At 47.0% G+C, this 14,084-nt stretch carries 12 protein-coding genes; 11 read left to right on the top strand and 1 reads right to left on the bottom strand.

Annotated features, from left to right (window positions below):
• The first annotated feature begins 441 nt into the window (after positions 1-441).
• The 4 genes from CSV64_RS10135 (at position 442) to CSV64_RS10150 (ending at position 5,946) form a co-directional block, all read left to right on the top strand.
• The gene (locus tag CSV64_RS10135) at positions 442-1,995 is read left to right on the top strand and encodes a fatty acid--CoA ligase family protein (RefSeq protein WP_099634851.1); all 1,554 of its coding nucleotides are present in this window, start codon (positions 442-444) and stop codon (positions 1,993-1,995) included.
• A 124-nt stretch (positions 1,996-2,119) separates the two neighbouring features.
• The gene (locus CSV64_RS10140; protein WP_099634852.1) at positions 2,120-4,090 is read left to right on the top strand and encodes a S9 family peptidase; all 1,971 of its coding nucleotides are present in this window, start codon (positions 2,120-2,122) and stop codon (positions 4,088-4,090) included.
• A 103-nt stretch (positions 4,091-4,193) separates the two neighbouring features.
• Positions 4,194-5,639 carry an aspartate ammonia-lyase gene (gene aspA / locus CSV64_RS10145; RefSeq protein WP_099634853.1) on the top strand — a complete coding sequence of 482 codons (1,446 nt, stop codon included), beginning with the start codon at positions 4,194-4,196 and terminating at the stop codon, positions 5,637-5,639.
• A gap of 16 nt (positions 5,640-5,655) precedes the next feature.
• The gene (locus tag CSV64_RS10150) at positions 5,656-5,946 is read left to right on the top strand and encodes a late competence development ComFB family protein (RefSeq protein ID WP_099634854.1); all 291 of its coding nucleotides are present in this window, start codon (positions 5,656-5,658) and stop codon (positions 5,944-5,946) included.
• An 879-nt stretch (positions 5,947-6,825) separates the two neighbouring features.
• Here CSV64_RS10150 and CSV64_RS10155 read toward each other — a convergent pair.
• Positions 6,826-7,602 (bottom strand): enoyl-CoA hydratase-related protein, encoded by a 777-nt coding sequence (locus tag CSV64_RS10155; RefSeq protein WP_099634855.1) that lies wholly within the window; start codon positions 7,600-7,602, stop codon positions 6,826-6,828.
• A gap of 724 nt (positions 7,603-8,326) precedes the next feature.
• Between CSV64_RS10155 and CSV64_RS10160 the strand changes: the two genes are divergently transcribed.
• The 7 genes from CSV64_RS10160 (at position 8,327) to flgK (ending at position 14,068) form a co-directional block, all read left to right on the top strand.
• Positions 8,327-9,175, top strand: a complete 849-nt coding sequence (locus CSV64_RS10160; RefSeq protein WP_099634856.1) for a DegV family protein — start codon at positions 8,327-8,329, stop codon at positions 9,173-9,175.
• Between the two features lie 14 nt (positions 9,176-9,189).
• Positions 9,190-10,560 carry an ATP-dependent helicase ComFA gene (locus CSV64_RS10165; protein WP_233190483.1) on the top strand — a complete coding sequence of 457 codons (1,371 nt, stop codon included), beginning with the start codon at positions 9,190-9,192 and terminating at the stop codon, positions 10,558-10,560.
• A complete protein-coding gene (locus tag CSV64_RS10170) occupies positions 10,557-11,171 on the top strand; it encodes a ComF family protein (protein ID WP_099634857.1) in 615 nt (204 codons plus the stop codon). The genes CSV64_RS10165 and CSV64_RS10170 overlap by 4 nt, the downstream gene beginning before the upstream one ends.
• A 5-nt stretch (positions 11,172-11,176) precedes the next feature.
• Positions 11,177-11,590 carry a TIGR03826 family flagellar region protein gene (locus CSV64_RS10175; protein ID WP_099634858.1) on the top strand — a complete coding sequence of 138 codons (414 nt, stop codon included), beginning with the start codon at positions 11,177-11,179 and terminating at the stop codon, positions 11,588-11,590.
• A 130-nt stretch (positions 11,591-11,720) separates the two neighbouring features.
• Positions 11,721-11,996 carry a flagellar biosynthesis anti-sigma factor FlgM gene (gene flgM / locus CSV64_RS10180; RefSeq protein WP_099634859.1) on the top strand — a complete coding sequence of 92 codons (276 nt, stop codon included), beginning with the start codon at positions 11,721-11,723 and terminating at the stop codon, positions 11,994-11,996.
• 8 nt (positions 11,997-12,004) lie between these two features.
• The gene (locus CSV64_RS10185; RefSeq protein WP_099634860.1) at positions 12,005-12,511 is read left to right on the top strand and encodes a flagellar protein FlgN; all 507 of its coding nucleotides are present in this window, start codon (positions 12,005-12,007) and stop codon (positions 12,509-12,511) included.
• 12 nt (positions 12,512-12,523) lie between these two features.
• Positions 12,524-14,068: a flagellar hook-associated protein FlgK gene (gene flgK / locus CSV64_RS10190; RefSeq protein ID WP_099634861.1), complete on the top strand. Its 1,545-nt coding sequence runs from the start codon at positions 12,524-12,526 to the stop codon at positions 14,066-14,068.
• The last annotated feature ends 16 nt before the right edge of the window (positions 14,069-14,084 follow it).

Genomic DNA, 14,084 nt, shown 5'->3' on the forward strand with positions numbered 1-14,084 from the left:
ATCCCTACGTTTATAGTGGAGGTACGTAGGTCAATCACTGTAGATTGTGTATGAACTGTTGTTGTCTTTGAAATTTATGGAGTACAAGTGCAGATCTAATTTAAGTTGCAATTATTCACTAATTACTAGCCAAACTTCAATGCACAACAATAAGTATCACCCACTAATTTTGCAGGGATTGGAGCGGCGGGCGGCGACTCCCGATGGATCAGCCCGACAGGTGAGACAACTAAAGGGAGCTTGCGACCTAGTTGGCTCACCGCGGGCCCATGGGAAAGCGTCCGCCTAGAGCGCAAATCCCCACCCCTTTACCCCGTCCAGCCTCACCTAGTAAAGTAAAAAAACAAAATTTCCAGTAAACTCTTGCCAATTAATTGTTTTATCAGTATAATGAACGAAATACTGAATGGTTATTCATTCACATGTTAGGGAGATGAAAGCATGAATTTAGTTTCTAGTGTTCAACAGACAGCACAGACCAAGCCAAGTAAAATCGCCTACCACTTCATGGGGAAAAACACGACGTACGCAGAGTTCGACATGTCGGTATCCATGTTCGCCAACGCACTACAAAACCTAGGAGTAAACAAAGGAGACAAAGTCGCATTCTTACTCGGCAACACGCCGCATTATCTGATCTCACTCTATGCCACTATGCGGATCGGAGCGACGGCTGTGCCGATCAATCCGCTTTATACACCTGACGAAATTTCTTACATTCTTGAAAACAGTGACGCCAAAGCCGTTATTGCGATCGATCAGTTATTGCCACTTGTAGAAGTAGCAAGCCAGTCATTCCCGACGATTGAGAACTATGTCGTCTGTGAAATGAGTCCGGATGCAGCACAGAAATTAGCTGCGCTGAATGACGCGGTGAAGGCAAAAGTACATCCATTTAGCATGCTCATTAAGAAGTCTAAACCGATGACGGAAGCGGTTGAAGTTGACGAGAATGAAAGCGCTATCATCCTTTACACATCGGGAACAACAGGACACCCGAAAGGTGCGATGTTAACTCATAAGAATATTTACTCGAATGCGCGTGATGTCGGGGACTATTTAGGCTTCTCCGAGAATGATAAAATCGTAGCGACATTGCCTTTATTCCACGTGTTCGCATTAACGGTTGTAGCAAATGCACCGCTCGTTAAAGGGGCTACTATTTTACTCGAGCCACGCTTTAGCCCGGGTGAGATATTTGATATGATTCGCGAGCAGAAGGCGACGGTATTTGCGGGCGTTCCTACTATGTATAACTTCCTTTATCAATATCCGGAAGGTAAAACAGAAGACTTCGAATCAATCAGACTCGCGATTTCAGGTGGATCATCATTACCTGTTTCTTTGCTTCATGACTTCGAAGAAAAATTCGATGTGCGCGTTTCGGAAGGGTACGGTCTATCCGAAGCCTCACCGGTTACATGTTTCAACCCATTAGACCGCGAGCGGGTTCCTGGATCAATCGGAACGAATATCATGAACGTGGAGAACAAAGTGGTCGACGAAATGGGTGAAGAAGTTCCTGACAATGAAGTTGGCGAATTAATTGTACGCGGACCGAACGTTATGAAAGGCTATTATAAAATGCCTGAAGAAACTGCGGCTGCACTTCGTGACGGATGGCTCTATACGGGCGATTTGGCGCGACGCGATGAAAACGGTTACTTTTATATCGTAGACCGCAAGAAAGATATGATTATCGTCGGTGGATTCAACGTTTATCCTCGAGAAGTAGAGGAAGTGCTGTTTAGCCATCGTGACATCGTGGAAGCGGCAGTCGTTGGTGTGCCAGACGCGAACTTCGGTGAAGAAGTACAAGCGTATGTTGTATTGAAGAAAGGTTCGGATGCTACGGAACAGTCGCTGCATGAATTCTGTGCGAAGCGTCTCGTGAAGTATAAAGTGCCGAAAACAATTGAGTTCCTAGATGAGTTACCGAAAAATACGACAGGTAAGATTTTAAGACGTTCATTGAAAGATCAAATTAAGAGTTGAAGAGTATAGAAGCGAGTGATGGGGAAGCATATCCCGTCACTCGTTTTTTTTACGCATTTATTGCCAAAGTAAGCGCGGTCTTGTTATGGTTTAGAGAGAATAGTGAGAAAACAGGAGGGATTAGATGAATAAACGATGTGTAATGATTGAAGATTTGTTTGAAACGAAATCTGTAACGAATCCGGTATTGGCGCCTAACGACGAAGAAGCGGTGTTTACGGTGACGGAATTAAATAAAGAAGAGAATGCGTATCATTCGGCGATTCATCATATCGATTTGCAGACGGGTGACGTAACGCGTTGGACATATGGTAAGCAACAAGTCAGTGAGACGAAATGGTCTCCAGACGGTAAGCAACTCGCGTTTATATCGAATCGTAGTGAAACGAATCAACTCTATCTAATGCAGAAAGCGGGCGGGGAAGCACATGCGCTGACGGACTGTAAAGAAGGAATTGATTCATTCGAATGGTCACCGTGCGGTAAGAAAATCTGGTTTACAGGCAAGCTGAAAACAGGCGAAACATTTTCTACTACAGTACAGAAGCAAGAAGGATTTCCGCAACCGATTCGTGTGACGAAAATGAAATACAAAGAAGATTTCATAGGAGTTTTACCGCAAGACGAATACACTCAAATCGGCTATGTCGATGTCGCGACGTGCAATGTCTGTAACTTCACAAAAGAACCATTTGATCATTCACTTGAGGCAGTTTCGCATGACGGCAAGCAATTGGTCATCGGTGTCAATCGCAACGAGCAGACGGATCATGACTTCAGCGTTCCGCTCGTGCTGTTGGATATTGAAACTAGAAAAGAGACAGTCATTCTCGATGAACAAGGCTTTTTCGGCAATGTAGCTTTCTCTAAAGACGACCGTTATATTGCGTATACAGGGTATGATATGACGTTCCAAAACGTTACGCAGGCAGATGTTTTCGTCTATGACCAGACGAACGGTCAGACGATGAATGTAACAGCGGGGATTGACGCACCGATCGGAGACGAAAGTATTTCCGATCATTTGCAGCAAACGATTGCACCAGGCGTAGTGTGGACGGAAGATGAGCAATTGTATTTCCAGCTATCGAGTATGGGGGAAGTGCGTTTATATGCGGCTACACTCGACGGCGCGATCTATCCTGCGACGGGGGAAGAAGAACATGTTTACGGCTATGATGTTGCGAGGAACGCTGAATTCGCGTTGCTTACCGTTAGCACGATGACGAATCCCGGAGAACTGTATCGTCAATCGATTGCGACAGGTGAACGGACAAAGCTGACTTCATTCAATGAAGGCTGGTTGAAGAAAGTGAAGGTAGTGGAACCGGAAACGATTCAGTATACGAATGGCAATGAAAATATCCAAGGGTGGTTAATGAAGCCTGCGAACTTCACAGCAGGTCAAACGTATCCGCTCATTGTCGAAATTCACGGTGGACCGCATGCGATGTACGGCTATACGTATTTCCATGAGATGCAAGTGTTAGCGGCGCAAGGTTACGGAGTACTCTATCTCAATCCACGTGGCAGCCATGGTTACAGTCAAGCGTTTGTTGACGCAGTGCGCGGTGACTATGGTGGCGGTGGATATGAAGACATTATGGCAGGACTGGATGAAGTGTTGAAAACGGAAAGTTGGATTGATGAAACGCGCCTTGGCGTGACAGGTGGTAGCTACGGTGGTTTCATGACGAACTGGATTGTCGGGCATTCGAATCGATTCAAAGCAGCCGTTACGCAACGCTCCATCAGCAACTGGGTCAGCTTCTTCGGCGTATCCAATATTGGCTACTACTTCACCGATTGGCATTTAAAAGCGGGAATGACAGATGTCGACACGCTATGGAAGCAGTCGCCGTTAAAGTATGCAGAGAATATTGATACACCGTTATTGATTCTTCATGCAGAACGAGATTTCGTTTGCCCAATCGAGCAAGCGGAACAACTCTTCATTACATTAAAGGATTTAGGCAAAGAGACAGAATTTGTGCGCTTCCCCGAATCCGATCATAATATGTCAAGAACAGGGAAACCGAATCTGCGAATTGCGAGATTAGAAGAGATTACCGGGTGGTTTAAACGTTATCTATAAGGTAAGATGAGATTGTATGCCCAAACGGCTATACATGAAAAATATAGTGTGTATAATGAGATACGAATTAAACTTATAAAAACTACTTGAGAAGAGGTTCTGCATGATGGAAGAACAATTACTGTACAGAATAGAGTCGGATTTTATCGGAGAGAAGAAGGTGCCGCTAGACGCGTATTATGGTATCCAGACATTACGCGCGGCAGAAAACTTTCCCATTACAGGCTACCGCGTCAACCGCGACTTAATTCGTGCGATTGCAATCGTCAAAAAATCTGCAGCACAAGCTAACCGCGACATTGGTCAATTGGACGCTAATCTTGCAGAAGCAATCATTAAGGCATCTGAAGAAGTGATCAATGGCGCATTGCGCGATCAGTTCCTCGTGGATCCAATCCAAGGTGGAGCCGGAACGTCCGTAAATATGAACGCAAACGAAGTTATCGCCAACCGTGCACTTGAAATTCTCGGTCATAAAAAAGGCGAATACGACATCATTAGCCCGAACTCGCACGTCAACATGGCGCAGTCGACAAATGACGCGTTCCCGACTGCGATTCATATCGCAACACTCATGAAAGTGGACAAACTACTTGGAGTTATGGAGTCCCTTCATAAAACCTACTTGAAAAAATCAATCGAGTTCCAATCGGTCTTGAAAATGGGCCGTACCCACTTGCAAGACGCGGTTCCAATTCGTCTTGGACAAGAATTCGAAGCATACGCGATGGTACTACGCCGCGACATCGAACGCGTTCGTGTATCCCGTGTGTATTTATATGAAATCAATATGGGCGCTACAGCTGTCGGAACGGGCTTGAACGCGGACCCACTGTATATTAAAAAAGTAGCGAGCTACCTATCAGAAAACAGTGGTTTCGAATTAAAGTCTTCTACGCATTTAGTAGACGCAACACAAAACACAGACTCATACGTTCAAGTATCTGCAGCACTCCGCGGCACGATGCTGAACCAGTCTAAAATCTGTAATGACTTGCGCCTCATGGCATCCGGTCCACGTACAGGTCTATCTGAAATTGCATTACCAGCAAGACAGCCAGGATCGTCTATCATGCCAGGAAAAGTGAACCCGGTTATGGCAGAAGTCATGAACCAAGTGTCGTTCCAAGTAGTCGGCAACGATATGACGATCGCATTGGCGTCAGAAGCGGGACAGTTCGAATTAAACGTTATGGAGCCAGTACTCGTATTCAACTTGCTGCAGTCATTGAAAATCATGACAAACGTCTTCGGCGCATTCCGCGATTATTGTTTAGACGGCATCACGGCAAACGTCGAGCACTTGAATGAGTATGTGGAGAAGAGTATCGGGATCATCACGGCAATTAATCCGCACGTAGGCTATGAAGTAGCGTCAGAGATCGCGAAAGAAGCGTTGTTAACGAACAAGTCGATCCGTGAGATTTGTATCGAGCGAAATATTTTGTCGAAAGAAGAGTTGGATACGATTCTGCATCCGTTCGAGATGACGAAGCCTGGTATTTCGGGTAAAGAGTTGTTGAAGAAGAAGATTATACTTTCTAAGTGAGAAGGAGTATCTGACTATGAAAGTGCATAATATTATGGAGGTCGTGGTACGCGACGTGATTTCCAAATATAAGAATGAGTTGCATTTGCCGTGTACATGCGAGCGTTGCCTCAATGATGTACTGGCGATGACGTTGAATCATGTTACGCCTCAATATGTCGTCGATGAAGCAAACAGTGCGTATATCCGTGCTGTCCATGAAGCGGATCGTCAAGGGGCGACTGCCGTTTTGACGAAAGTTGCGTGGGCTGCGGGAGTTGTTGGGCAAAGTCCGCGATGCGACAATATGAAAAATCCTTCCGAGTGATTCGGAAGGATTTTTTCTTTGGAATATTAACGTTATTGGATGGATTTATTGCTGGTAGGTGGGGTAGTGGCTAGGCTACGCTGTGCTGTGCTGCGCTCATAGTTGGCTGAGATCCGCTCTATACAGCTCGTTTGCCGCTCTATGTAGCGTGTTATCCGCTCATACTTTACTGTGAGCGCTCTATTTAACCGTTTAACTGCTCAATGCAGACGTTTATCCGCTCTATCGATCATATTTGTGAAGCTTAGGACGAATCAATTGCTTATAGAAGGGACAGTGGCCGGGCCGCGCTCATAGTTGGTCTAGATCCGCTCTATCTAGCTCGGCTGCCGCTCTATGTAGCGTGTTATGCGCTCATACTTTACTGTGAGCGCTCTATTTAACCGTTTAACTGCTCAATGAGGACGCATATCCGCTCTATCGACCATGCTGTGAAGCTTAGGACGAATCAATTGCTTATAGAAGGGGCAGTGGCCGGTCCGCGCTCATAGTTGGTCTAGATCCGCTCTACCTAGCTCGGCTGCCGCTCTATCAAATGTGTTATCCGCTCATACTTTACCGTGAGTGCTCTATCCACCCATTTAACCGCTCAATGCAGACGTATATCCGCTCTATCGATCATGCTGTGAAGCTTAGGACGAATCAATTGCTTATAGAAGGGACAGTGGCCGGGCCGCGCTCATAGTTGGTCTAGATCCGCTCTATCTAACTCGGCTGCCGCTCTATCAAATGTGTTATCCGCTCATACTTTACCGTGAGTGCTCTATCCCCCCATTTAACCGCTCAATAAAGACGTCCAACCGCTCTAACAAGCCGATCGAACGCCTAATTCACCACACTATGAACCTCAATCCATCACGTTTCATCCCTCAAAAACACTCATTTCCCCTTAAATACAGGCTTCCGTTTCTCTGAAAAGGCAACCAACGCCTCCACACGATCTTCTGTCGGCAACGTCATCTCATACGCCTTACGCTCGATCGCAAGCCCCGTCTGCAAGTCCGCCATCATCCCTTGCTTGATCGCAAACTTCGCCTGCTGAATTGCAATTGGTCCGTTCGCGAGTAATGAATCCACAAACGCATTTACGACTTCATTCAATGTATCCGAAGGCGCTTTTTGCGTCACCATGCCAATCCGCAACGCTTCTTCAGCGGACACGCGTCGAGCTGTCAGAATCAATTCCATCGCTTTGGATTCACCAATTAAACGAGGCAACCGCTGCGTCCCGCCAGCCCCTGGAATAATCGCCAGCCCCGTTTCGGTCAGTCCCATCACTGCACTGTCCGCGGCAATCCGGAAATCACAAGCTAACGCAAGCTCCATACCGCCACCAAACGCGAAGCCATTAATGACCGCAATCGTAGGCTGTGGCAACTGGTCAATCATCGTAAAGACGTCGCCAATTTTATTCAAATTCCGTCGCACCATTGATTCAGTCAACGTCTTTCGCTCTTTCAAATCAGCTCCCACACTAAACGCTCTGTCGCCGCTACCTGTAAATACTACTGCCCGTACGTCGGGATCGATTCGAATTCCTTCAACGACTTGCCCAAGCTCGAGCAACAGTTGAAAGTTAAACGCATTCATCGATTCCGGCCGGTTTAACGTCACATACGCTACCGCGTCCCGCTGTTCATAGATAATCCCCTGCATAATCAAACGCCTCCTTGAAGTGTACAGTCTAGTTACAAGATAGCATGAAAGAGTTACTTCGTCAGTTTTAGAGAGTGGAAGGGGAAGGGCATCGTTACGCTGCGTTCCAGGCGGACGCGTTCGGGAGGGCCCGCGGTAAGCCAACTGTTCACCGCGTTCTCTTAGTTGTCTTACCTGTCGGGCTGGTCCTCCCTGAGTCGCCGCCTTCCACACCTCTTCACTAATGTGAATTCTTTAATTGAAGAGTAGCTTCACGTGGGATAGTGGAAGGGGATGGGGGTTCCAGATGGTACGCTTTCTGGAGGGACCGCGGTGAACCAACCAGGTCGCTGCGCTCCCTTTGGTTGTTTCACCTGATCGGTCTGATCCTCCCAGAGTCGACCATCTTCCACCCCCATCCCTTACCTATTGCTGTTTCTTTAGTTTTTGTTGGGTTTCATTGTTGCAGTAGTGAGTAGGAACATTGCCGTTCATACTTAATCTCTTGATATATGCACTTGAACTAGAATTCAATACCAATTTCAATGAACGACAGTAGGTGCCACCCAACTAAAAGTAGGATTGGAGCGGAGGGCGGCGACTCAAGCCGAGCCCATGGGAAAGCGTCCGCCCAGAGCGCAAATCCCCACACGTACAGCATTTCAGCCTAACCACTTCAATTCCCCCCTTCACAGATGCCAACTCCACCGATTTCAGGTAGAATAAGTAACAGGAGTTGATCATATTGAAAACAGCGATTGTGACAGACACGACGGCGTATTTGCCGGATGACATAAAAGCAGAACTCGGGATCCATACCATCCCGTTACTCGTAACTATAGACGGCAAAGAATTCAAAGAAGACGCCGACATCACAACCGAAGCATTCTACGACATGGTACGCGGCAAAGGCCCGCTACCGAAAACATCACAGCCCGCAATCGGCGACTTTGAAGCGCTATTTAGTGAACTCGCGAAAGACTACGACGCGGTCATTACGATCCACCTATCGAGTGGCATCAGCGGAACGTATATGGGTGCAATTCAAGCTGCCGAGCTCGTGCCGGACCTAGAAGTGTTACCGTTTGATTCAGAAATTTCAGCCTATCCCCAAGGCTTTTACGCGATTCGTGCAGCGCAGCTTGCGAATGAAGGCGTACATCCACGTGCAATCATTGAAGAATTGAAAGAAATGCAGAAAGACGTCAGAGCCTATTTCATGGTGGACGACTTATCGCATCTGCAACGTGGCGGCCGTTTATCCGGAGCACAGGCGTTAGTTGGCGGACTGCTACAAGTGAAGCCTGTCCTGCATTTCGAAGACAAAATTATCGTACCGTTTGAAAAAATCCGGACAGCGAGAAAAGCAATGAAGCGTATTTCGGATTTATTGTCGGAAGACGCCAAGAATCAATTGCTCGACGCGGCAGTGATCCATGCGAATCGCTATGACGACGCAGTAGAATGGAAGAAACAGTTAGAAGAAAAACATCCGAACGTCGATTTCACGATCAGCCACTTTGGCCCGGTCATCGGCACGCATCTTGGTGAAGGGGCGATGGGACTCGGTTGGGTGAAACGACGCGGAACCTGAACAGGGGGAACTGCATGTCCGAACGACACCAACTCAAGCAATTCTTGGCAGGGCGCATTTGGTTGCGTCATCTTATGCCATTCCCAGAAGAAACCGTTGATGAAGCAATTCGTCAAGGTGAGATTCATATAGAACAAGGCGTCACGTCAAAAAAGACATGGCACGGCACGCACTATACTTGTCAGCGTTGTCATAATGAAAACCCAACACGCTTCACTGTATTTACGTGTGCGCAATGCGAAGCACCGTGCGCTTATTGTAGAAACTGTCTCAACATGGGGCGGGTGTCGTGTTGTTCAGAATTACTTACGTGGACAGGCACGCTACCCGCATTCCCGACTCAACACCGAATGAACTGGCAAGGGAATTTAACCCCTTCTCAGCAGAAAGCGACGCGTGAGTTGCTCGACAGTACGAAACAAGGCGTATCTCATTTACTCTATGCGGTGTGCGGATCGGGCAAGACGGAAATGTTGTTTCAGCCGATTCATTATGTATTGAATGAAGGCAAGCGGGTCTGTCTCGCGGCGCCTCGAGTCGACGTCATTTTGGAGCTATTGCCGCGGTTAACGACTGCCTTTCCTGATACTAGAATAGAAGCGTTATATGGTGGGGCAGAAGTAGAACATTTCGATGCGCAATTAATCCTTGCGACGACCCATCAGCTCTATCGCTTTCACGAGGCGTTTGACGTGATCTTCGTTGACGAAGCCGATGCGTTTCCGTATACAGCGGATGAAACGTTACAGCGAGCAGTCAGGAAAGCCGCAAAACCTAACGCACCGATTCATTTCGTCACGGCGACGCCTTCTAGTCAGTTGCTTGCGATGAATAAAAAGCAAGGCAACATATCCATTCTCGCGAGACGTTATCACGGACAGCCACTACCTGTCCCGCGAAGCGTTGCGCTCTGGAATTACGACAAACAGCTGAAAAAGAAACGGATTCCAGCGAAATTACTGCGCTGGACAACGGAACGTCTCGACAAACAGCAACCGTTTCTCATTTTCTTTCATCAGATTGAACTGATGGAACTGGCTGAACCGTTATTTCAGAAGCTCGACGAACGAATTTGTGCCGTCCATGCAGAACATGAGGATCGCAAACAACGCGTGCAGTTACTAAGGCAGAAAGAAATTCCTGGCTTGTTAACGACGACGATTCTGGAGCGAGGGATTACAATACCGAATGTGCAAGTGGCGGTTGTGGGAGCGGAGCAAACGATTTTCAATAAAGGCGCGCTGATTCAAATCGGTGGACGAGTAGGACGCTCTGTACCGAACACGTCAGGTGACTTTGTACTGTTTCATCAAGGCATCACACATGCTATGGACGAAGCGAAACGGGAAATCCGTAAGCTGAACCGCACGGAGGTGCCGCAATGACGTGCTTGCTATGCGACAAATCCCTAGACTACCAGCCCACTTGGCAACACTTCCTCGGCATTCAACAAGACACTTCCGCCTGTCCCACTTGTCTCGAAAAGTTTGAACGCATTGACCAGGTCATAGAAGACGATCGACTCGATTCTGTTCATTCACTCTATGCATACAATGAAGCAGCGAGAGAGTACTTGCATCAGTTCAAGTTCATGCAAGACGTCGCGCTCGCGCAAATCTTCTCGCCTTCATTACGTAGTGTACTGAACGACTCCAAAAAGATTGTCGTACCGATTCCGATGCATCCCATCAATAAAAGGAAACGAACCTTTTCGCAAGTGGATGCGTTGCTAGAAGCGGCGAAGATTCCGTATCAGTCATTACTTGAAAAAACGACGGAATCGGTGATGGGTGAAAAATCTCGTAGCGAACGTCTTGCGATGACTGAACTATTTCGCGTAACAGCCGATATAGATAGTAATGAAGCAATCTATGTGCTTGTTGACGATATTTATACGACTGGCACGACATTGCGTCACGCAGCTGAAGCGTTGAAACAGCGCGGCGTACATCGAGTGGAAGCTGTGACGTTGTTCAGACCTATGAGAGAGAAGTGAGAGTAATGGCGGAAGTAAGAAATTGTCCGACATGTGGCAGTATGTTTAATTACACGGGCCTTCGGGATGTATGTGGAACGTGTGCGCAAGCGGAAGAGCAAATGTATGAAACGGTGTATCGGTTTTTACGCAAACGGGAGAATCGTGCCGCGAATATCGATCGGATCGTTGAAGTAACAGGTGTCACACAGGAATTACTGCATCGCTGGGTGCGTAAAGGAAGATTGCAACCGGCATTGTTCCCGAACCTTGGTTATCCATGTGATAAATGTGGCGCATTAACATCGACAGGGAAGATCTGTGCCAAATGTACGGATGAGATTCAATCCGATTTGCGGACATTTGATGCAGCGCAAGAGCTGCGTGAAGCGATCAAAGCTCAAGAGCGAGGCACATATTACGCACAAAAAGACCGTTGAGGGTACAATACGAAGCGAGCAGTTCGTACTGCTCGCTTTTTCGTACAAAAGCCTCTAAAAACTTCTTGAAATCTGCCGAAGTAAAGAGTAGGACCCAAATCTACCATAAGAATTGAAAGGAGCGAGACGTATGAAAATAGATGGATTTAAACCACAAGCCGTCAACCCGTACCGCAACCAGCAAATGAAAGTGGATCAGGCGAAGCAAGCCGCGCAAGTGAAAACAGATAAGCTCGAGATTTCTTCAGAAGCGAAAAAGTTATCCGCCGCTTCACCGATTGAGTCTGCAAGACAACAACGTGTACAGGAACTGAAAGCGCAAGTTCAATCTGGAGACTATCAAGTAGATGCGAGCAAACTCGCTTCCAGCATGCTGTCGTATTTCAATAAGCCAGAAGGAAAGTAGGGTTACACATGTCCATTGAACCGATTTTGACAACGCTCAATCACCTAGAAAAACTGCATACGAGCTTGCTCCGTCTGTCGAACGACAAGACCGCACTGCTAAAAAGCGGTGACGTCGACGGGATTGACCAGCTGTTGAAGGAGGAGCAAGCGCACCTTGCAGCTATTATGCAAATGGACCAAAAGCGCGTACAGGAAGTGAAGCAGTATATAGCCGCACAAGGACGTGCAGTACCTGCTGAACCAACGATGACGCATTTAATTGAACTAGCAAGCATTCCGGACAAAGAACAGTTAGCAGAGGCGAAGGACCGTCTCCTGCATGCGATTCATGAGTTGAAACAGCAGAATGAACTCAATCAGCAACTGACCTATCAATCTCTTCAATTTGTGAATCTATCGCTGGACATGGTCCGTCCGCGTCCGGAAACCGTCAACTATTCGAAAAACGAAGTACAAGGGCAGTCACAAAGCGGAGCGAAAACGAAGCTCTCGTCATTCGACTCCCAAGCTTAAGGAGGACACAACATGCGCTCGACATTCATGGGACTTGAAACTAGCAAACGCGGATTGTACACACAGCAATCCGCTCTTTATACGACGGGGCATAACGTAGGCAACGCAAATACACCTGGCTACTCACGTCAGCGCGTGAACATGCAGGCGACTTCTGGATTTCCTGGGGTAGGAATGAACGCGGGAACGATGCCAGGATTTCTTGGGACAGGCGTAGAAGCGGGAAGTATTCAGCGGATTCGTGATTCGTTTGTCGATCATCAGTTTCGTAGTGAATCGACGAAGCTAGGCTACTGGGAATCGCGTACGAATGCCGTAGCGCAAATGGAAGACGCAATTGGCGAACCTTCCGAGTATGGTTTACAGAAGTCTATGAGCGATTTTTGGCAGTCATTGCAGACGCTTGCAGCGAATCCGGAAAATGGTGGCGCACGTGCGGTCGTTGTCGAGCGTGGAGTGGCGGTAGCTGACTCGTTTAACTATATTCATAAGTCGGTTTCCGAAATTAAAGGAAATCTAGGCGATGAAATTGACTTTAGCACGAATGATATTAACTCGTTGCTGAGTCAAATTGGAGAATTAAACAAACAAATCGCTACGGTAGAACCGAATGGCTATTTACCGAATGATCTCTATGATGCGCGTGACGGTTTACTAGATAAGTTGTCTAGCTATGTACCGATTGAAACGAGCTATGAGAAAACTGGCGGACGTGCTCTTGCGATTTCAGAAGGTACGGTAACCGTTAAAATCAAAACGAATGTTCCAGGACAAACGATAACTGTAGTACAAAAAGACAAAGTTGCAGAACTCACTGTGGATGGAAACGATCCAGACCAACCATTTCCAGATCCTATGACAGGCTTCACATTTACAGGGGGACCGATTGAGAATCCTTCTGACGGTAAGCTGTCTGTTACCGATATGGTCAAAAGTGGAGAATTGAAATCACTTGTGGATTCATACGGGTATCAAGATGGTAATCAAGTAAAAGGACTGTATCCTGAAATGCTTGCTAAGTTAGACAAAATGGCGAATGAGTTTGCGAAAGCGTTTAATGCGGTTCATGAAGATGGTACAGATTCAACAGGTGTAAAAGGGCAGCCTTTCTTTGTTTTACCTACTGGTGCAACCGAATTTAGCGCAAGTAATATTGTAGTAAATAATGAGATTAGAAAAGATCCGAATAAACTGGCGGCGTCCGATTCAAAAACAGGCGCGGAAGTCGGTAACGGTCAAAACGCAAAAAAACTTGGCGATGTATTCTTTGCGAAGTTACCGGGACTAGAAGGTTCAAGCGTTCAAAGTTATTATGCTCAAGCAATCGGACAATTAGGTGTCGAAGGACAACAAGCAATAAAAATGACCGAAAGCTCAGGCGTATTGCTGTTAGCTGTTTCGAATCGCCGTGACTCAATCAGTACGGTGTCACTCGACGAAGAAATGACCGACATGATCCGTTTCCAACAAGCATACAACGCATCTGCCCGAATGATCACCGTGATGGATGAAGCGCTAGACAAAATCATCAACGGCATGGGTACGGTCGGTAGATAATTAAGGAGGAATCTTC

It is taken from the genome of Sporosarcina sp. P32b, assembly GCF_002743335.1.
Lineage (GTDB): Bacteria > Bacillota > Bacilli > Bacillales_A > Planococcaceae > Sporosarcina.